Annotated in this window: 17 protein-coding genes and 1 pseudogene; 13 read left to right on the top strand and 5 right to left on the bottom strand. The window is 60.4% G+C overall.

The window, feature by feature from the left end; all coding sequences use genetic code 11:
- Positions 1–64: 64 nt before the first annotated feature.
- The 3 genes from fabI to fabA form a co-directional block, all read right to left on the bottom strand.
- Positions 65–877: an enoyl-ACP reductase FabI gene (gene fabI / locus WDN46_20850; GenBank protein ID MEJ0095763.1), complete on the bottom strand. Its 813-nt coding sequence runs from the start codon at positions 875–877 to the stop codon at positions 65–67.
- A 28-nt stretch (positions 878–905) separates the two neighbouring features.
- Positions 906–2,129: a beta-ketoacyl-ACP synthase I gene (gene fabB, locus WDN46_20845; protein MEJ0095762.1), complete on the bottom strand. Its 1,224-nt coding sequence runs from the start codon at positions 2,127–2,129 to the stop codon at positions 906–908.
- A 95-nt stretch (positions 2,130–2,224) separates the two neighbouring features.
- Positions 2,225–2,770: a bifunctional 3-hydroxydecanoyl-ACP dehydratase/trans-2-decenoyl-ACP isomerase gene (fabA, locus tag WDN46_20840; protein MEJ0095761.1), complete on the bottom strand. Its 546-nt coding sequence runs from the start codon at positions 2,768–2,770 to the stop codon at positions 2,225–2,227.
- A 334-nt stretch (positions 2,771–3,104) separates the two neighbouring features.
- Here fabA and WDN46_20835 point away from each other — a divergent pair, with 334 nt between their 5' ends.
- The 9 genes from WDN46_20835 to WDN46_20795 all read left to right on the top strand — a co-directional run bounded on the left by WDN46_20835 (position 3,105) and on the right by WDN46_20795 (position 12,362).
- Positions 3,105–4,040, top strand: a complete 936-nt coding sequence (locus WDN46_20835; GenBank protein ID MEJ0095760.1) for a TIM44-like domain-containing protein — start codon at positions 3,105–3,107, stop codon at positions 4,038–4,040.
- A 113-nt stretch (positions 4,041–4,153) separates the two neighbouring features.
- Complete coding sequence (locus WDN46_20830; protein ID MEJ0095759.1) at positions 4,154–4,768, top strand: HAD family phosphatase; 615 nt, start codon at positions 4,154–4,156, stop codon at positions 4,766–4,768.
- 357 nt (positions 4,769–5,125) lie between these two features.
- Positions 5,126–5,755, top strand: coding sequence for a cytochrome b/b6 domain-containing protein (locus WDN46_20825; protein ID MEJ0095758.1), 630 nt, complete (start codon positions 5,126–5,128; stop codon positions 5,753–5,755).
- A 114-nt stretch (positions 5,756–5,869) separates the two neighbouring features.
- Positions 5,870–7,387 (top strand): glycosyltransferase, encoded by a 1,518-nt coding sequence (locus WDN46_20820; GenBank protein ID MEJ0095757.1) that lies wholly within the window; start codon positions 5,870–5,872, stop codon positions 7,385–7,387.
- Between the two features lie 228 nt (positions 7,388–7,615).
- Positions 7,616–7,798, top strand: a complete 183-nt coding sequence (locus WDN46_20815) for a hypothetical protein (GenBank protein ID MEJ0095756.1) — start codon at positions 7,616–7,618, stop codon at positions 7,796–7,798.
- A gap of 162 nt (positions 7,799–7,960) precedes the next feature.
- Positions 7,961–8,149: a hypothetical protein gene (locus tag WDN46_20810; protein MEJ0095755.1), complete on the top strand. Its 189-nt coding sequence runs from the start codon at positions 7,961–7,963 to the stop codon at positions 8,147–8,149.
- 70 nt (positions 8,150–8,219) lie between these two features.
- Positions 8,220–10,829, top strand: a complete 2,610-nt coding sequence (uvrB, locus tag WDN46_20805) for an excinuclease ABC subunit UvrB (GenBank protein MEJ0095754.1) — start codon at positions 8,220–8,222, stop codon at positions 10,827–10,829.
- A 225-nt stretch (positions 10,830–11,054) separates the two neighbouring features.
- Complete coding sequence (locus WDN46_20800) at positions 11,055–11,372, top strand: hypothetical protein (protein ID MEJ0095753.1); 318 nt, start codon at positions 11,055–11,057, stop codon at positions 11,370–11,372.
- 186 nt (positions 11,373–11,558) lie between these two features.
- The gene (locus tag WDN46_20795) at positions 11,559–12,362 is read left to right on the top strand and encodes a lytic murein transglycosylase (protein MEJ0095752.1); all 804 of its coding nucleotides are present in this window, start codon (positions 11,559–11,561) and stop codon (positions 12,360–12,362) included.
- A gap of 65 nt (positions 12,363–12,427) precedes the next feature.
- On the opposite strand, the pseudogene WDN46_20790 reads toward WDN46_20795, so the two are convergent.
- Both WDN46_20790 and WDN46_20785 read right to left on the bottom strand, forming a co-directional pair.
- Positions 12,428–13,194 (bottom strand): annotated as a pseudogene (locus WDN46_20790) (IS5 family transposase).
- A gap of 83 nt (positions 13,195–13,277) precedes the next feature.
- On the bottom strand, positions 13,278–14,090 hold the full coding sequence (locus WDN46_20785; protein ID MEJ0095751.1) for a lytic murein transglycosylase: 813 nt from the start codon (positions 14,088–14,090) through the stop codon (positions 13,278–13,280).
- A gap of 250 nt (positions 14,091–14,340) precedes the next feature.
- On the opposite strand from WDN46_20785, the gene WDN46_20780 reads away from it, so the two are divergent.
- The 4 genes from WDN46_20780 to WDN46_20765 all read left to right on the top strand — a co-directional run bounded on the left by WDN46_20780 (position 14,341) and on the right by WDN46_20765 (position 19,108).
- Positions 14,341–14,817: a hypothetical protein gene (locus WDN46_20780; protein MEJ0095750.1), complete on the top strand. Its 477-nt coding sequence runs from the start codon at positions 14,341–14,343 to the stop codon at positions 14,815–14,817.
- 343 nt (positions 14,818–15,160) lie between these two features.
- The gene (gene mog, locus WDN46_20775) at positions 15,161–15,706 is read left to right on the top strand and encodes a molybdopterin adenylyltransferase (protein MEJ0095749.1); all 546 of its coding nucleotides are present in this window, start codon (positions 15,161–15,163) and stop codon (positions 15,704–15,706) included.
- A 7-nt stretch (positions 15,707–15,713) separates the two neighbouring features.
- Positions 15,714–18,233 carry a circularly permuted type 2 ATP-grasp protein gene (locus WDN46_20770; GenBank protein MEJ0095748.1) on the top strand — a complete coding sequence of 840 codons (2,520 nt, stop codon included), beginning with the start codon at positions 15,714–15,716 and terminating at the stop codon, positions 18,231–18,233.
- A complete protein-coding gene (locus tag WDN46_20765; GenBank protein ID MEJ0095747.1) occupies positions 18,230–19,108 on the top strand; it encodes a transglutaminase family protein in 879 nt (292 codons plus the stop codon). The genes WDN46_20770 and WDN46_20765 overlap by 4 nt, the downstream gene beginning before the upstream one ends.
- Positions 19,109–19,432 lie beyond the last annotated feature (324 nt).

The following is a 19,432-nucleotide window of genomic DNA, read 5'->3' as shown; positions in this document are numbered from 1 at the left end:
GCCGCGGAAGGTCGACGGCGCAGATAGCATGGCGCCGGCCTCCATACAAGCGCCTCTCCGTCCTTTACTTGCTCGCTTCTTCCTTGGCGGGGGCATCCGCCTTGCAGTCGTCCGGGTGCGGCATTGAAATGATGTTGTAGCCCGAATCGACGTAATGAATCTCGCCGGTGACGCCGCTCGATAAATCGGACAAAAGGTAAAGCGCGGCTCCTCCAACATCAGCAATGGTGACGGTGCGTCGCAGCGGCGCATGGGACTTTTGGAAGTTGAACATGAAGCGCGCGTCGGTGATCCCGGCTCCAGCCAACGTCCGCACCGGACCAGCGGAAATCGCGTTGACGCGAATGCCTTGCGGGCCAAAATCGGCGGCGAGGTATCGCACGCTCGCCTCCAGCGCCGCTTTGGCGACGCCCATCACATTATAATTCGGCATAACCCGCGTCGCGCCGCCGAAGGTTAGAGTCACCATGGCTCCCCCGGCGTGCATCATCGCCGCCGCGCGGTTGGCGATTTCCGTGAACGAGAATGCCGAAATCAACATCGTGCGCAGAAAGTTGTCCCGCGTCGTGTCGGCGTAACGGCCCTTCAGCCCCGCCTTGTCGGAAAAGGCGATGCAATGCACGACAAAATCAAGACCGCCCCAGAGGTCCTTGATCGCTGCGAAGGTCGCATCGACGGATGCAATGTCTTCGACATCGCAGGGCAGCACAAGGTTTGAGCCAAGCTTTCCGGCCAGCGGTTTGACGCGCTTGCCGAGCGCTTCGCCTTGATAGGTGAAAGCGAGTTCGGCTCCCTGATCTGTAAGCGCCTTGGCGATGCCGAAGGCGATCGAGTGATCATTGGCGACACCCATGACAAGGCCCCGCTTGCCGGCCATCAGCGACCCTTGCGCTGAGGCGTGGGGCTCAGGCGTCGACATGTTTCAGGACGATGCTGGCGTTGGTGCCGCCGAAGCCGAAGGAGTTCGACAAGACGGCGCGCAAATGCATGCCGTCGCGGCGCTTGCGCACAATGTCCATGTCGGCGAAGGCGGGATCGATCTCGTCGATATGAGCGCTTTCGCAAATGAAGCCGTTTTGTATCATCAAAACCGAATAGATCGCCTCCTGAACGCCAGTCGCGCCGAGCGAATGGCCGGTCAGCGATTTGGTCCCTGCGATTGGCGGGCATTTCTCGCCCGAGCCAAAAACGGTTCGGATCGCCTCGATCTCCTTCAAATCGCCGATTCCGGTCGAGGTCGCGTGCGGATTGATGTAATCAATCGGCATCTTGACGTTCTCAAGCGCCATGCGCATGCAGCGGACAGCCCCTTCGCCTGAAGGCGCAACCATGTCATGGCCATCAGAACTCAGGCCATAACCGATGATTTCTGCATAAATCTTCGCGCCCCGGGCCTTGGCGCGCTCATATTCCTCAAGAACCACGACGCCCGCGCCGCCGGCGATGACGAACCCATCCCGGTTTTTGTCGTAGGCTCTCGAGGCGACGCTCGGCCGATCATTATAGGATGACGACAAGGCTCCCATCGCATCGAAAAAAACCGAGAGCGTCCAATCAAGCTCCTCGCTGCCGCCTGCGAACACCACATCCTGTTTGCCGTATTGAATCATCTCATAGGCGTTGCCGATGCAATGATTGGAGGTGGCGCAGGCCGACGAGATTGAATAATTCACGCCCTTGATCTTGAACCATGTCGCAAGCGTCGCCGAAGCGGTGGAGGACATGGCCTTGGGCACGGCGAACGGCCCAACCTTTTTGGGTCCCTTGGAGCGCGCGATGTCGGCTCCGTTGACGATGGTGCTCAGCGAGGCCCCGCCTGAACCCATGATGATGCCGGTCCGCTCATGCGAAACTTCGGACGGTCCAAGGCCCGAATCGAGGATCGCCTGATCCATGGCGATATGATTCCAAGCCCCTCCGTCAGCAAGGAAGCGCATGGCGCGACGATCGATCATTCCAGTGAAGTCGAGGGTCGGCGCGCCATGAACTTGGCTGCGAAATCCCAACTCGGCGTATCGCTCGGCCCTGACGATGCCGGATTTGGCTTCGCGCAGCGACGCAAGCACCTCCTGGGTGTTGTTCCCGATCGAGGAGACGATTCCCATTCCGGTGACGACGACTCGTCTCATACAAATACTCCTCGACCGCATCGCAGCCTTCCCGCCGCGCCGATTCTATTGAGCCCAAAACTTAAGTGAAAGCGCCAAAATACAGCCTTTTGCGCTCAGGCCACGGCTCCCATCGGCGTTTGGGCTGACGCTTGGAATAGGCCGACTTTCAGATCCTTGGCCTCATATATGCGCTCGCCATCAGCTTCCAACCAGCCGTCGGCGATGCCAAGGACGAGTTTTGTCTTGAAAACGCGCTTCAGATCGACGCCATAAATGATCCGCTTGACGGTTGGCAATACCTGGTTCGCAAATTTGACCTCGCCGACGCCGAGCGCCCGGCCGCGCCCCGGCAGATCGAGCCAGCCGAGATAAAAACCAAGCAACTGCCATAAAGCGTCAAGGCCAAGGCATCCTGGCATCACCGGATCGCCCTTGAAGTGACAGCCAAAAAACCAAAGGTCGGGTTTAATTGCAAATTCCGCTCGAATGAAGCCTTTGCCATTCGGGCCGCCGGCTTCCGAAATCTCGGCGATCCGGTCAAACATCAACAATGGCGGCAGCGGCAATTGCGGATTGCCCTGCCCAAACAATTCGCCGCGCCCGCAAGCAATGAGGTCTTCATAAGCGAAACTCTGGCGCCGCTGACTTGTATCAGTCACTTTCGCGTCTCCTTGCTGCAGCCGGGCGGCTCAAACCGGCGAATTTGGCGGTTTCTAACACAGGCCCTGGTACGCCGAAAGCGCTACTATGGCCGACTGATTTTGGCGGATGGCGGGTGCGGCGACGCCCCCCGTGCCTAGTGAGATAATCCGTGGACAACCGTCTCGAAGCTCGGCGTCCATGGATTGGTGCGGAAATCAGAGCGATTCGTTAAACGGGGACTGGGGCGCGATCAAGTTCTGTGTTTTATCCAAACTCTTCCTATATACCTTTCGTGGGAGGCATGCGCCTCGACAACGGCAGGGTCGATTCATGGCGATGCGCCACAAAACCTTGATTTTATTACTCGCGGCAACGCTTGCGATGGGCTTTTCGGCCGACGCTTTCGCGCGCCCCGGCGGCGGCGGTTCGTTCGGCAGCCGTGGGGGACGCACTTTTAGCGCGCCCTCAGCTACGGCCACTGCGCCAAACGGCGCGTCGCCTCTGCAGCGTTCGATGACATCTCCGAACGATAGTATTTTCCGTCGGGCTCCCTCTGGCGCGCCGGGCGGTTTTTTCGGCGGCAGCGGCGCCTTTGGTCGCGGCCTGCTCGGCGGCCTTGTTGGCGCTGGACTGATCGGCCTGCTGTTTGGACATGGATTTGGCGGCGGCCTCGGCGGCGGCATGTCAATCATCGGTCTGCTGCTGCAAATCGGGCTTTTGTACCTCTTGTTCAGGTTCGTGATGGGCTTTATCCGCAACCGCCGTCCTGCGGTTCAGGGCAGCGCCTTTGACTCAAGCCCCGCGCAAGGCGGCCCAAATCCTTTCGGAGCGAATAGCCGAGCCGGATTCGGCGGAGTTGCGCCGGGGGGGACCCCGCTTGAGGTTGCTCCGGCCGATTTCAGCGCCTTCGAACAGCGGCTGGCCGCGATCCAGAAAGCCTATAGCGATGAAGATTTCAACGCCCTGAGGCAGATGGTGACGCCTGAAATGGCTTCCTATTTCGCGGAGGAGCTCGCCTCCAGCGCCAAGCAAGGTCAAGTCAACAAGCTGTCCAATGTGACCTTTGTGCAAGGCGACTTGTCGGAAGCTTGGCGCGAGCCAACCGCTGAATTCGCCAGCGTCGCCATGCGGTTTTCCTTGATCGACGTGATGTTGGATCGCGCGACAGGCAGGATCGTCTCCGGCGATCCGACGACGCCGCAGCAGGCGACGGAGATCTGGACCTTTACGCGCCGCGTCGGCGGCGGTCCCGGCGATTGGAAATTGTCCGCCATTCAACAGGCGTAGGGCGTTTTGGCGATGGTTGGCGGTCCAATGGATTTGGTCGCTAAACCGTCGCCATTCGTGTGTTATGGGGAGCGGAGCTTGGCGCGGGTCCGCAATTCATTGCATCGAAAGTCATGACCTCGGCGTTCCCCACCTTCATTTTCGATCTTGGCGGCGTTCTCGTCCGCCACGACGACGAGCTGCTTTATGGTCGGCTGGCCGCGCGCTGCGCCGACCCGCAAGCCGCGCAACCGCAAATGGAAGCCTGCCTCAGCGATAAAGATATTGGCTCTGGCCGGCTAGGCGTCGAAGTTCTGCACGCTCGACTGGCCGCCGACCATGGCTTTGGCGAAAGCTATGCGCATTTCCTTGAGCTTTGGAGCAGCCATTTCAGCCCAGAGCCGGGGATGGAGCCGCTGGTTCGGAGCCTGGCGGAACGGCACCGCGTCGTGATTTTTTCCAACACCAACGCGGCTCATGCGGACCATATCCGGGAGCGTTATCCGGTGCTTGGTCACGCCCACGCTACCTACATGTCATATGAACTCGGTCTGCTGAAGCCCGACGCTGCGGCGTTCCGCCGCGTGCTCGAGCTCGAAGGTCGCCAGCCGGAAGACTGCGTCTTCATCGATGATCGCGCGGAAAATACCGCCGCCGCCGCAGCGCTCGGCATCAGGACGGTGACCTTTACTGGCCGCGCCGCCTTTATCGAGGCGATGGCCGGATTTGGCGTCACAATCGAACTTTAACTTATGGATCTTCAAAAAACGCGCTGATTTATCGCCCGGCAAGCGCCATAGGCTCGTACGATTACAGTCGCCGAAGATATTGCGGCGGCATGACGCACACTAAAGGGCGGGTTCATTGGGCAAAATACACGCTAACGTGAATGGCTAAACAGGATACGTCGAGTAATAACGCTAACTGTACGCTGGCATAGTCGAGCGAGGGTTTGAGCCCAAACGCGGCTGGCTAAAGTGGCTGGGCGCAGGTGTGAGATCGGTTCGTCGGCGGCGATAGAGATCGCGATGCTTCTAGAAGCCTGCTCTCGCCAGCGCGATCCGGGGGCATCTCATTGGCCAATGTATTCTGAGGAATTAATCGGTTTGACGCCCATCGGAGGTCGAGAGTTGCCCGATGCGCCGCTCAAAGGCGGGGTCGCCCGCTATACGACGGTCGCCATTGCATTGCATTGGATCGTCGCGGTTCTGATGCTCGTCAATATTGCGCTTGGCTTGTCTGCGGATGTGGTGCCTGACGGCTATGTGCGATCTGTGGTCGATATGCACAAGTCGGTTGGCATAACGGTCCTTGGACTGGCCATCCTGCGCATTCTGTGGCGAGCCTCGCACAAGCCGCCGCCCCTGCCGGCGAGCTATTCGCCCCTGGAGCGTCTATCCGCCCATGCTGCGCATGGCCTGCTCTATCTGCTGATTCTGGCGCTGCCTATTTCGGGATGGATGCATGATTCAGCCTGGAGCGCCGCCGCAACCCATCCGATGTCGCTCTACGGCCTCATACCTTGGGCGCGCATCGGCTGGATCGAAAATGTCGAACCGATCCAGAAAGAGCATCTCCACACCGTTTTTTTTAACGCCCACGTATATTTTGGCTACGCGCTCTATTTGCTTCTCGCTTTGCACATTATCGGCGCGCTGAAGCATCAGTTTTGGGATCGCGAGGCCGAACTCCAGCGCATGCTGCCGGGCGGTCAGACAGGAGTCTCGGCCGAGTAAGGTTCGGATCATCGCGATGTGCGTATGATCGACCGCCACCTCACGCGTCCCTGATCTTAGGGTCCGACCGCCATTCATGGCGGAGACACATAGTCCGAGAACGCCGTAACTCCCATGCTCCAGAAAGAGCGCAACGCAGGCAATCGCGGCAAGGAACGAACTGTGCGCCCAATAGCAAAACTGGACATTGCGCTCGCCTTGGCCTCGCCGCGCCTCGCGCCGCCGCCAACGCCGTGGCCGAGCCTATTGATCCACGGCGCCGTCATCGCGATCTGGTTTGTTCTGCTGGAGCGCGCCTTTGCGCCGGACAACCTTTTCGCCTGGTCCGCCGGCCTCCTTTACATTGCCTATGATACGGTGCTGATCGGCTTTGTGTTCGTGCAGACGCTGCCGCTCCTCAAGCCGGAGCCCGCGCTGGCGCCAATGACGACGCGTTCTACGCTCGGCGTGTTGGTCGCCGCCCACAATGAGGCGGCCGCTCTGCCGATTACGCTGCGGGCCTTGTTCGCGCAGTCGGATCCCGCCGACCTGATCCTCATAGCCGACGATGGCTCGGACGATGGCACGGCGGCGCTGCTCGAGAGCGAGTTCGGCCTGAGGACGCCGGCGCTTGGATGCATGAGCGAGCCGAGCGCCAAATACAAATACAAGAGTCTCCGCTGGCTGAGGTTGCCGCATGCCAGCAAAGCGCGCGCGCTCAACGCGGCGATCGCCGCTGTCGATACGGACCTTGTGCTGACCGTCGATGGCGATACGCTGCTTGATCCGCAGGCGACGGGCGCCATGCGGGCGGCGTTCGCGGCCAATCCGGCTTTGGTCGCCGCAACGGGCGTTTTGACGCCGGTCTGCGACCGCACGCTTAGCGGGCGTTTCTACCAATGGTTCCAGACCTATGAATATATCCGCAACTTCCTCTCGCGCTATGCCTGGGCGCGGAACGACTCGCTGCTGTTGATTTCCGGCGCGTTCGCGGGATTCCGACGCGCTCCCGTTCTGACGGTCGGCGGCTTCGATCCAGCCTGCATGGTCGAAGATTATGAATTGATCCATCGTCTTCGCCGTTACGGGGTGCTGCATGGGCGCGGCTGGACGACGGGCGTCGTCGGCAAAGCGAAGGCGATCACCGATGCGCCGAGCACGACGGCCGCGTTCCTTCGCCAACGTCGCCGCTGGTTTGGCGGCTTCCTGCAGACGCAATATTGGTATCGCGACATGGTTGGGAATCCCCGCTACGGCCGGCTCGGCCTCATGATGCTGCCAGTCAAGGCGCTCGATACGTTGCAGCCGATCTACGGCTTGACCGCTTTCGCGCTGCTTGCGTTCTATCTCGTCACGGGGCGTTTCGCGCTGCTCGCGCCGATCGGCGGCGTGATCTTGGCGAAGATCGCGGTCGACTTCGCTTTTCATGTCTGGTCGATCCATCTATATCGCCGCTGGGTTGATCCGAGCACATCGGCCCGGATCGACCGCGCGATCCTCGCATCGCTCGCTGAACCTTTCACGTTTCAGATTATGCGCCACGTGGGTGCGGCGATCGGCTGGTTCGACTTTCTCACCGGTCAAAGCCAGTGGGGCAAGCAAAGCCGGCGCGGGCTGGTGGATGCGCAAAAGGCGCCCGACGAAAAAGCTTAATCATGACCTTACAAAAATTGGGGACTATGCCGATAACATCATGATCGTGCGATAAAGCGAAGACATAATGGGCAAGTCGGTGCAATATGAACCGATCCGGCGGGAAACAACGCCGGGAAACGGAGGGTCCGATGCATAAGTTTTTGGTCCTTTGCGCCGCGGCAATACTTGGCGCGGCGGTTCTCACCTCTACTGAAGCATCCGCGCGCGGGTGGCATGGCGGCCATCATGGCGGCTGGCATCACGGCGGCGGCTGGCATCGGGGTGGCTGGCACGGTCGCGGTTGGCACGGCGGTGGGTGGCATGGTGGCGGCTGGCATGGCGGCGGCTGGCGCGGCGGCGGCTGCACGCGCAGATGGGTTCCCGGCCCCTATGGCTGGCATTGGGTTCGACGCTGCTGGTGAGAACTAGCGCTGAGCCGAGAGAATGCTCATCTTTCGAGGGGCGGGCCTTTCCTGCCCCTCATTTTGCGGGCGCATCTCGCCTTGTGACGTTGATGCGGCGCAAGGCTTTCCGTGCGGCGTTGCGTCAGGTAAGCGTCAGCTTGAGTTTCAGCCGATTCGGACCTTTGCTATGCGCTTCAGACTGACCCCGCCGGGGCTTCCCGTGTTTTTTGTGTCTCTTGTCCTTGCGATCGCTGCGGTGGCGACGCTCTACACTCATGTTCCGGTGGTTGGCCATTACGTCAGCGCGCATCGATTCTGGGTTCTCGTGGCGGCTTACGTCGTCTTGGTTTTGGGCGTTGTCATGGATGGGCTTTAGTTTCTGCGCTTGACCCTTATGACCATCGCCAACTCTTTCCTATGCGCCCGACTCGTCCCATATTGGGAGCATGTCGAAAACTCCCCCCGTTAAATCGCTGGCGCGCGGACAAAAGCAGAAAACGCCGCGCTCAAAGGCCTCAAAACCAGAGGTCAGGCCGCTTGGCGAGCATCTTGCCGCGCTGCTGAACCCCGCTCTGAATGAGCGCAGGCAGGGGTTTTCCGAGGCGGCCGGAGCCGAATATGACGCCGGACCGATCTCGCGCGTCGACGCCAAGCTGGCGGCCTCGCTTGGCCTTGGCGTCGAGAGCAAGCCTTCCGCTCCGTCCGCCCCTTTGCATCAGCCGCAAGGCATGACCGGGGCTGCGGCGACCGTGGACTCGTTGAAGGATCTTCTCGAGCGGGGCGATCCGAACCTGCGCGAGAAAAAACCATGGACGCCGCACCGGCCTACGCGGCCAGAAAAATCGGAGGGCGGCCAGCCGTTCAAAATCGAATCGGAATTTGAGCCCAAAGGCGATCAGCCCGCCGCCATTGAGGAACTCGTTAAAGGCGTCGCTGCGCATGAGCGGGATCAGGTGCTGCTCGGCGTCACGGGCTCGGGCAAGACCTTCACCATGGCGCAGGTGATCGCGCGGACCAATCGGCCAGCGCTGATCCTCGCGCCGAACAAGACTTTGGCGGCGCAGCTTTACGGAGAGTTCAAAAGCTTTTTTCCAAATAACGCCGTGGAATATTTTGTCTCTTACTATGATTACTATCAGCCGGAAGCCTATGTGCCGCGCTCCGACACTTATATCGAGAAGGAAAGCTCGATCAACGAGCAGATCGACCGCATGCGCCACGCCGCGACGCGAGCCCTGCTGGAGCGCGACGACGTCATCATCGTCGCCTCGGTCTCATGCATTTATGGCATAGGCTCGGTCGAGACCTATACGGCGATGACCTTTACCGTCAATCTCGGCGAGAGGATCGATCAGCGCCAGCTCATCGCCGATCTCGTGGCGCTGCAATACAAGCGCTCGGGCGGCGATTTCTCGCGCGGCGTTTTTCGCGTGCGCGGCGATACGATCGAGCTGTTCCCCGCCCACTACGAAGATCGCGCCTGGCGCATCGGATTTTTCGGCGACACGATCGAAACCATTTCCGAATTCGATCCTTTGACGGGCAAGAAAACGCAGGATCTCGAATTCGTAAAGGTCTACGCCAATTCGCATTATGTGACGCCACGCCCCACCTTGCTGCAATCGATCAAGGGCATCAAGGCTGAGTTGAAACAGCGTCTTGTCGAGCTCAATGGGGCAGGGCGGCTGCTCGAAGCGCAACGGCTCGAACAGCGCACCTTATTCGATCTTGAAATGCTCGAGGCGGCGGGGTCTTGCGCCGGCATCGAGAATTATTCGCGCTATCTGACCGGCCGCCGTCCGGGCGAGCCGCCGCCGACCCTGTTCGAATATTTGCCCGACAACGCCCTTGTCTTCGCGGATGAATCGCATGTCACCGTGCCGCAGATCGGGGCGATGTATCGCGGCGACTTTCGGCGTAAGGCGACGCTCGCGGAATATGGTTTCCGGCTGCCGTCCTGCCTCGACAACCGCCCTTTGCGCTTTGAGGAATGGGAGGCGATGCGGCCGCAGACCGTGCATGTTTCGGCGACTCCAGGGTCATGGGAAATGGAGCGCACTGGCGGCGTCTTCATCGAACAGGTGATTCGCCCGACGGGTTTGATCGACCCGCCGGTCGAAATCCGTCCGGCGCGCACGCAAGTCGATGATCTGCTCGGCGAAGTGCGCGAAGTTGCGGCAAAAGGTTATCGCAGCCTCATCACCGTTCTGACCAAGCGCATGGCGGAGGACCTGACCGAATATCTGCACGAACATGGCGTGCGCGTGCGTTATATGCATTCCGATATTGATACGATCGAACGGATCGAGATCATTCGCGATCTGCGCCTTGGCGCCTTTGATGCGCTGGTCGGAATCAATCTGCTGCGCGAAGGATTGGACATTCCCGAATGCAGCCTCGTCGCCATTCTCGACGCGGACAAGGAAGGGTTCTTGCGCAGCGAAACCTCATTGGTTCAAACCATTGGCCGCGCCGCTAGAAATGTCGACGGCAAAGTGATTCTCTACGCCGATCGGGAGACCGGCTCAATGAGCCGTGCGATCGCCGAGACCAGCCGCCGACGCGAGAAGCAAGAGACCTATAATTTTGTAAACGGCATCACGCCGGCGTCGATCAAACGCGGCATTCAGGACATTCTTGGATCGGTCTATGAGCAGGATCATGTGACGGTCGACGCCGGGCTCGGCGCGCCGGAAATTCTCGCCGGTCATAATTTTAAGGCGACCATCGCCGATCTCGAAAAGCGCATGCGGGCCGCCGCCGCCAATCTCGACTTCGAGGAGGCGGCGCGATTCCGCGACGAGCTGAAACGTCTGCAGGCCGTTGAACTCGCCATCGCCGATGATCCAATGGCGCATCAGCGCGATGTCGAATCGGAGGCCGGCGCCTATAAGGGCGAGCGCAAATATGGCGCTTCGGCGAACCTGCCGGCGAGCCGCCCGCACAAGCCGACCGACTCCGAAATGGGGCCGCATAATTTCGGCGGCGGCGAGGCCAAGCCCCGCAGTTCAGCAGGGAAGGGCGGCACGCGAGTTTTTAGGGGCAAGTCACGGTGATGGCCTCGACGCTATTTCCGTTCACCCGGATTTTATTTCCCAAGAGGCGTTGAAGGTCAGAGGCTTGTTGCCGCGTTTAGTTCTGAGCGCCGTGGGGCCTGCGGCTCAGTTGCTGGGTTTGTGGTTGTTTCAGTTGGCGAAATAGCTCTTGGAGAGGCGTGCAACTTAACGCTTTTATGCGCCTTTATCGAATAAAGAAGAAATTCGGCGATAGCGAAGGTTCTCATGAAATTCTTTATCAAGCCCCGCCTATGTCTGGTTGCGCTAGCCGGCGCATTGTTTGCTTGCGCGCCGATCGCCGGCAGCCAAGCCGCGCAGCAGCTCATCGCAACGCCTTACCCAGAAATGCTCGGCGGGAGCGCTAATCTCGGCGGCGGCGCGCCCGTCCACAGTTCGCATCAACATTTGATTGACGATCCGGTCCCGCAAAGCCTCGGTCCAACCGCGCTCGGCAATCCGCACTCAGTCGCCCATCATCACGGACATCAGCATCTGTTGCGGACTCCCTATTGGCGGCAATTTCATCAGTTCCCGCGCAATTGACGCCGCCCTTCGAAGCGCGATTCCGACGCTCGCAGGCAGACGCTCCCAAGCATGAGAACTGCTATCTTTTGACATGAAGAGCGCAACTCTTCACAACTCTTTATGCACGAGAATCGAGTGCGCCGAATCTCGCAGGGATGGTGAGCGGGGGCTCGCCTGGCGCAAAAAGGCGCGGAGGGGGGATAGATGACTAAAGGTGGTCAATTCAGGACAGTCGCCGTCGCGGCACTGATGGCGCTCGTATCCATGTCCGGCGAAGCCGGGGCCGCGCAATGCGGCAATTCATCGGCCGGGTTTCAGGCGTGGAAGACCCAGTTCGCCGCAGAGGCGAAGGCGAGGGGCGTTGGGGCCGCCGGGATTTCCGCCGTCATGGGAACGAATTATTCGTCGGCGACGATCGGGGCCGACCGCGGCCAGCATGGCTTCCATGTGTCGCTCGACCAGTTTCTCGCCAAACGCGGCGGCTCGGCTATCGCCGCGCGCGGGCGGGCGCACAAGCAGTCCAATGCGGCGTTGTTCGCCTCGATCGAACAACGTTATGGCGTTCCGCCGGGACCGCTCCTTGCCATATGGGGCTTTGAGACCGGTTTCGGCAGCGTCTCGGGCAATCAGAACGCGTTGTCGGCGGTAGCCACGCTCGCCTATGACTGTCGCCGGTCCGCTTATTTTACCGATCAGCTCTACGCATTTCTGACCTTGATCGATCGCGGTAGCCTTTCGGCGAACGCGCGCGGCTCCATGCACGGCGAAATCGGCCAAACGCAGTTCTTGCCGAAGACCATTTTGGATTACGGCGCGGGCGGCAGTCTAGAGACCCCGGCCGGGGCGCTGACTTCAACGGCGAATTTTCTCAAAGCCCATGGCTGGAGTCCAGGGGCCGGATACCAGCCGGGCGAGCCCAATTTCGCGGCGATCCAGGCATGGAATGCTGCTTCCGTCTATGAGCAGGCCATCGCGATTGTTGGCAAGCAGATTGACGGCGCGCGCTGAAGGAAGCGCCGTCGTGCCGATCCGCGTTTGAGTCGCGAATCAGCGCCCTAGGCAGTAGTGACGAATTACCTGAGCATGATAGCAATAGCGGCGAGCAATACGAAGCCTCGGTAGTTTGCGAGGAGCTTGTCGTATCGGGTTGCGACGCGCCGGAACTGCTTCAGTTTATTGAAGAAACGCTCGACGAGATTGCGCTCCTTGTAGAGCGCCTTGTCGTAGGGGAGCGGCGCGCGGCGATTGGATTTTGATGGGATCACCGGCTCAGCCTCACGCATAAGAACAGCCTTGCGCAAGTGATTGGCGTCATAACCTTTATCGGCGATGATCGCATCGGCCGCAAAGCCTTCGATCAGGGCGTGCGCTTTTGTGATGTCGTTGCGCTGCCCAGGTCCGAGAAGGAGCCGAACGGGGTTGCCGAGTGCGTCTGTCGCGGCGTGGATTTTGGTGCTCAAACCACCGCGAGAGCGGCCCAGGCCTTGGGCATCCGCCCCCCTTTGGCGATCCTTGCGCCGGCCGCGTGCTGATGGGCGCGCACGATTGTTGAGTCGATCATCAGCCATTCGAGATCGGCCTCGGCGGTGAATGCCTCAAGAAATCCGTCCAAGGCGCCGCGCTCGATCCAGCGATAGTAGCGGCGTTTCACCGCCTGATGGTCGCCGAAGCGTTCGGGCAGATCGCGCCAGCGGCCGCCCGAGCGGGCCATCCATAACAGCGCGTCGACGAAGCGTCGATTGTCGCAGCGCGGCCCGCGCTGGCCGGCTCTTCCGCCTGGCACAAGATCACAAAGCCGCTCCCATTGATCGTCTCGCAGCGCATCGACATCCCGAATCATCAAGGCTGATCTCCAAAAATCAGCCTTGAATCATGGAAAGATCCTCGCGAGAATCCCCCAAACGCCGAATTCGTCACCACGGCCTAGTTCGTCACTGCGAGCTTGGTGGCGAACAGGGCGATCGTGCGGGAATAGACGTCCGCTTTATTCCATTGCTGGATGACGGCGAAGTTGGGTTGTCCCGGCTCCCAGCCGGCTCCGCGTTGCCAGCCATATTCGTGCAGATAATTCGCTGTCGAGGCGAGAACGTCGGGGGCGCTGCGGATGAGGTTTCGCCCCCCGACGGCGAATTTCAGATAAGACGACGGCATGAACTGGGTTTGGCCAAGTTCGCCCGCCCAGGCACCCCGCATGGCGGAGGGAGTAAGGTCGCCGCGCTCGATGAGACGCAAGGCGTCGAGCAGTTCCGCCTGAAACTTCTCGGTGCGCCGGCAATCGAAGGCGAGCGTCGCCAGGGCCTGCAGCGTTGGGGTATTGCCATTGACGGCCCCGAAATCCGTCTCTAGTCCCCAAATCGCAACCAGCACCGGGCCAGGAACGCCATAGGTCTCCTCAATCCGGCTCAAGATAGAGGCATATTGCTTAAGCAGCAGGGCCCCTTTGTGCAAACGGGAGGGACTGACCATGCGGCCCGAGAACTGTTCGAAGCTCTGATCAAAGACGCCCTGTCCATGGTCGCGCGAGATGATGTTCGGATCATAACTTACATCGTCCAGGGCGTTGATCGCCGACGCCGAAATGCCTTGCGCGGCGGCTTCTTTCTTCATGCTGGCGATAAATGCGCCGAAACCGCCAGGATCCCGGCAGGTCGCCGCCTCGGCCGCCAGCAGGCCTGCGATCAGCGTGAGCGAGGATAGGCAAAAAGCCAAAATAAAAGAGCGCATTGTGGATGACATGCGATCGACTCCGCTGGGGAAGTTAGTGTGGGGATTCGCGACGACATCGATGGACAGTAGTGCATTTTTTTTGTCAAGGCTCGCGTTCTAGCTCGGAAATTGCTACAAGCTAGGAACGGTTAGGCAGACTTTTTTGTCTGAAGCCTTGCTTGGCGGACGAAGCACGCGATTGCGGCCGAGATCGCCAATGTTCGAGGAGCTAACGCCGTCGGCTGAGGCTTGGCCAGGCCGGTTTGCTGGAGAGGACGACATGAAGCGTCTTGCATTCTTTGCCCTCTTCGGGATCGCGGCGGCGCTGCCAGCCTTGGGCGACGATGTCCCGTTTGCGGAGCCGTCGCCCCCTATGCCAGGGGCCGCGACCGCCTATCCGGCTAGCCTGAGCGACATTATGACAGGCGCCCAACTGCGGCATATCAAGCTCTGGGAAGCGATTAAGGCCAAGAATTGGGATCTTGCAAATTTCGAAATGAAACAGATTCAAGCCAACTTGGCCAAGGCGGCCATGCTCTATAGCAATATTCCTATGGAGTTTGTAGATTCAGCCATGAAACCGCTTATCGGCTTGCAGCAAGCAGTCGCGAGCAAGGATGAGACGAGGGCTGCGCGTAGTTTTGCGGATCTTACGGACGCGTGCAACATGTGCCATGAGGCCGCAGGAATCGGCTTTGTCGTCATTCACACGCCGACGGCGTCTCCATTCAGCAACCAAAAATTTGCGCCAAATTGAGAATAGCGGCCCTAGGCAAAAGTCGGCGAATCGTCACGCGCCGAGGGATCTCATGATCCGTCCGAGTCCACCTCTGTATAGACATAGGTGATGCGGCTATTGCCCATCTTGTTAACCTGCGACCAGACGAAGTAGGCCTTCCCGAGGACGCCGCGCCATGTAATGGTCGGTCTTGCGCAAGCTGATCGCGAGTAAGATCGCGGCAATCGCATTTCGACCGCGCCGTCGTCCGAGGCTCGAATCGGAGCGCTTTCGAGCTTTTTTCGGAACGGTCGCCCTCCTTTGCGTTATAACGGCCAGCGGTATAACAGCGATCGATCGAAGATCGAGCGAAGGGTTAGCAATGACGGAGGAGGGCAAACGCGCGGCCAATATCGGAGTGGTCACGGTCTCCGACCGCGCCAGCCTCGGCGTCTACGAAGACCTGAGCGGCCCCGCGATCACGGCGTATCTGACCCGCGTTCTGACCAGTCCCTTTCACACCATCAGGCGGATCATACCCGACGGCTTCGAATCAGTGCGCGATGAGCTGATCGATCTTGCCGATAACGCTCATTGCGATCTGATCCTGACCACGGGCGGCACCGGGCCTGCCCCGCGCGATCTGACGCCCGAGGCGACGGAAGCCGCCGCGCCCCGCGTTCTGCCGGGATTTGGCGAGCTTATGCGGCAAGAAAGCCTGAAGCAGGTTCCAACGGCGATCCTGTCGCGTCAGATCGCCGCGCACAGGGGGGCTTGCCTCGTCATCAATCTGCCTGGAAAGCCGGCTTCAATCGAAGCTTGCCTCAACGCGGTGTTTGCGGCGGTGCCTTATTGTCTCGATCTCATCGGCGCCGCAAGGCTCGAAACCGATCCCGCGATCATCAAATCGTTTCGGCCAAAGCCATAGGTAAAAAATGAGCGCCAGCGCCGCGCCCCAGACTAAGACAGATTTGACCGCGGCCGAGCGTCTCGACGAATTCATCGCCGACTATAAACCGCTGCCCGGCATCCCCGACGAATTCATCGGCGCCGACGGTCGCCCGCGCGCGCATTGGCTGCGCTATCTGAATTCGCTGACCAATCTTGGCGCGGAAGACGTCGGCCGGCGTTTTGCGGCGGCGGACAGGCATATTCGCGACGCAGGCGTTTCCTATCGAATCTATGGCGATGCGCGCGAACGCGCGTGGCCGCTGTCGCACGTCCCGCTCCTCATCGAGGCGAATGAATGGCGCGAGATCGCGCAAGGCATAAACCAGCGCGTTGAGCTCATGGAGCGCGTCCTCGCCGATATCTATGGCGAGGGCAAATTGATCGCCGCCGGCGATCTCCCGGCCTCCGCAGTTGCCGGCGCAGCCGATTTTCTGCATCCCTTGCACGGCGTGACGCCGCCAGGCGGCAAATTCCTGCATATTTACGCGGCCGACATCGGGCGCGGCCCGGATGGGCGTTGGTGGGTCATCGGCGATCGCGCTCAGGCGCCCTCCGGCGCCGGCTACGCCCTCACCAATCGCCTCGTTCTCTCGCGCGCTTTTCCAGCTCTCTATCGCGACATGAATGTCGAGCGGCTGGCGCCGTTCTTTCAGGCGCTTCGCTCCGGCCTGACGGCGATGGCTGATCGTTCCGATCCGCGCATCTGCCTGTGGACGCCAGGACCGCTCAGCGAAACCTATTTCGAACAAGCCTACCTTGCTCGCTATCTCGGCTTTCTTCTGGTCGAGGGCGGCGATCTTATGATGCGCGAGGGGAAAGTTCATGTGCGCACCATAACAGGGTTGAAGCGCGCGGATGTGATCTGGCGCCGCATCGATAGCGATTTCGCCGATCCGCTCGAACTCAACGCCCATTCCCGCCTCGGCGTGCCGGGTCTCGTCGAGGCCCTGCGGGAGGGAGGGGTCGTGCTCGCCAATGCGCTCGGGTCAGGCGTTCTCGAAGCGCCGGCCATGATGAGCTTCATGCCGAAACTGTGTCGCAAACTGCTCGGCGAGGATTTGCGCCTGCCCAACATCGCGACCTGGTGGTGCGGCCAGAAAAAAGAGCGCAAATCGGTCATCGCCAATATGGACGAGTTGGCGATTGCCGGGGCTTTCGGTAACGCAGTCTTGCGCTTTCCGCAGAATCAGCCCGTCATAGCGGGGTTGCTCACCTCGGAAGAGAAAGCCCGGCTCGTCGCCGCGATCCACGAGCGCGGCGTGGATTATGTCGGGCAGGAAGTCGTCAATCTGTCGACAACCCCCGTGTGGAACGACGGCCGGTTGACGCCGCGTCCATTTGTCTTGCGAGTCTATGCGGCGCGAACGCCAGATGGGTGGAAGATCATGCCGGGCGGATTCTGCCGCATTTCCGATCGCGCCGACGCGCGCGCCGTGTCGATGGGCGAAGGCGTGCAATCGGCCGATGTGTGGGTGCTCGCCGACAAGCCGGTGGAAATGGTCACGCTGTTGCCATCCGACGAAACGGTGCGCATCCGCCGCCTCATGGGCAATTTGCCGAGCCGGGCGGCCGATAATCTTTTCTGGCTGGGGCGCTACCTTGAGCGCGTCGAAGCGACATTGCGGCTGATCCGCTGCCTCGCTGGCCGGATGATCGATACCGACTCCCAGACCGCGGGGGCGGAATCGACCGTCTCGAAACTAACCAGCCTTCTGGTTTCGTGGCATGCCGCCCCGAAGAAGGCGGCCGCCGATCCGATGGAGCTGGCCGCGATCGCCTTGCATGGCGAGGACGATTACGGCTCGGCTTTGTCGCTTGTGCGCGATGCGCGCCGCGCGGCTTCGTTCATTCGCGAACGCCTCTCGGGCGATACATGGCGGCTTATCGGCGATCTGCATCAAAACCTCGCCATCGACTACAAAGGCTTGCTGACGGAAGCGGAGGCGTTTGATCAGGCTGACGCGGCATTGCGCACCATCGCTGCGATTTCGGGGCTTGCCCAGGAAAACATGAATCGCGGCGCCGGATGGCGTCTGTTCGAGATCGGGCGTCGCGTCGAGCGCGGCATCAACGGCTGCCGATTCGCGCGTCATTTCGCTGGCCGCGACGCCCCCGCCGATGATCTCGACGTTTTGCTCGATCTCATCGATTCGCAGATCACCTATCGCTCGCGCTATCTGATGGGCGTTGGCGTCTCGGCGGTTCGCGACATGGTCTTGCTCGATCCGTTCAATCCGCGCTCGGTCGCGTTCCAGATCGAACGCGTCGCCGCGCATCTCGAAAATCTGCCTTCGCTTAGCGATGACGGAATGCTGGAGGCGCCGCGCCGCCTGGTCTTGAAACTTGCTGCGGAAGTTGCGACCTCAGTGGCGGCGAATCTCGACAACGAGCAAATTCTCGGTTTTGAGACGAGTCTTCTCAATCTGGCCGACGCCATCGCCTCCCGCTATTTTCTCCAGGGTCCGCAAAGCGCGCGGGCAGACAAATCGAACGGTTTCGCGTGATCTACGACATTCGCCACGTGACCACCTACGAATATGGCTCGACCGTAAGGTTCGCCCATTGCGCGCTGCGCCTTCTGCCGAATGACTCGCCGGGGCAAAAGGTGATCACGAGCAAGCTCAGCATCGATCCGGCCCCCGCGCAAATGATCGAGCGCATCTGTTTCTTCGGCAATCTCGTGACTTCGCTGACGATCGAGACCGAACATCGCGATTTGATCGTCGAGGTGCTTTCCAGCATCGAAATCAATCGCGATAAGGCGCCGACGCCGAGCGCAACGGCGCCTTTCGAAATGGTGCGGGAAGAAGCCTTCGATAGCGACTCCCTCGACAAGGACTCGCCCGTCCATTTCCTGCATCCGAGCCGTTTTGTGCCGCGATTTGCGCTGGCCGCCGACTATGCGCGCGCAAGCTTTTCGCCGGGTCGCCCGGTTCTCGAAGGCGCCGTCGAGCTGATGCAGCGCATTCGGGCCGATTTCAAATATGACACCAAAGCCACAGTCGTCTCGACGCCGATTTGGGAAGCGTTCGAAAAACGGCGCGGCGTTTGTCAGGATTTCGCTCACATCATGATCGCCGGCCTCCGCGGGCTCGGCCTTCCGGCGCGCTACATAAGCGGCTATATCCGCACCATTCCGCCGCCCGGCAAAAAGCGCCTCGAAGGGGCCGACGCCATGCACGCCTGGGTCTCGCTTTGGTGCGGCGAGGATGTTGGCTGGGTAGACCTCGATCCGACCAATTCGATGATGATCGGCAACGACCATATTACGCTGGCGAAAGGGCGCGACTACGCCGATATCTCTCCTGTCGCCGGCATCATACTCGGCGCGCGCGAACAGGATGTCGACGTTGAGGTTGATGTTGTGCCGAGGGAATAGGCGCGGACTCGAGCGCGGGCGCGGGTGCGTTTCGGCGTGAACGGCCAGCCAATGGCGGCGGTCACATCTGGAAACAATATAATAAATTTTCACGACAACTGCCTGCCGCGTCGAAGAAACTCAAATTGAACGCGAAGGAGCTTACCTATTCCGGCATCTGTCGCGCTATTGAAGCATGGCTTAAAGACAACGCGTGATATCGCGACGCGACCGAAGGCCGGCGTCAATGCTCCGCCGCAGCTCGCCTCGGGGCCGGCGTCCTTAACGAATTATTCACCCCGACTTGGGAAGCCTTCCTCAGGCGGGATCGCCGCTCGACCTGCC

The organism is Methylocella sp. (assembly GCA_037200525.1).
Taxonomy (GTDB): Bacteria; Pseudomonadota; Alphaproteobacteria; order Rhizobiales; family Beijerinckiaceae; genus Methylocapsa.
Note: the sequence above shows the minus strand (reverse complement) of the source record. Positions and strands in the feature narration are given on the sequence as shown.

Coding starts and splice junctions, on each gene's coding strand:
- fabB (MEJ0095762.1), bottom strand. CDS start 2,129: ATGAGACGAGTCGTCGTCACCGGAATGGGAATCGTCTCCTCGATCGGG.
- WDN46_20830 (MEJ0095759.1), top strand. CDS start 4,154: ATGACCTCGGCGTTCCCCACCTTCATTTTCGATCTTGGCGGCGTTCTC.
- WDN46_20770 (MEJ0095748.1), top strand. CDS start 15,714: ATGAGCGCCAGCGCCGCGCCCCAGACTAAGACAGATTTGACCGCGGCC.
- WDN46_20810 (MEJ0095755.1), top strand. CDS start 7,961: ATGCGCTTCAGACTGACCCCGCCGGGGCTTCCCGTGTTTTTTGTGTCT.
- mog (MEJ0095749.1), top strand. CDS start 15,161: ATGACGGAGGAGGGCAAACGCGCGGCCAATATCGGAGTGGTCACGGTC.
- WDN46_20815 (MEJ0095756.1), top strand. CDS start 7,616: ATGGCGGCTGGCATCACGGCGGCGGCTGGCATCGGGGTGGCTGGCACG.
- WDN46_20795 (MEJ0095752.1), top strand. CDS start 11,559: ATGACTAAAGGTGGTCAATTCAGGACAGTCGCCGTCGCGGCACTGATG.
- uvrB (MEJ0095754.1), top strand. CDS start 8,220: ATGTCGAAAACTCCCCCCGTTAAATCGCTGGCGCGCGGACAAAAGCAG.
- WDN46_20785 (MEJ0095751.1), bottom strand. CDS start 14,090: ATGTCATCCACAATGCGCTCTTTTATTTTGGCTTTTTGCCTATCCTCG.
- WDN46_20800 (MEJ0095753.1), top strand. CDS start 11,055: ATGAAATTCTTTATCAAGCCCCGCCTATGTCTGGTTGCGCTAGCCGGC.
- WDN46_20780 (MEJ0095750.1), top strand. CDS start 14,341: ATGAAGCGTCTTGCATTCTTTGCCCTCTTCGGGATCGCGGCGGCGCTG.
- fabI (MEJ0095763.1), bottom strand. CDS start 877: ATGGCCGGCAAGCGGGGCCTTGTCATGGGTGTCGCCAATGATCACTCG.
- WDN46_20820 (MEJ0095757.1), top strand. CDS start 5,870: ATGCTCCAGAAAGAGCGCAACGCAGGCAATCGCGGCAAGGAACGAACT.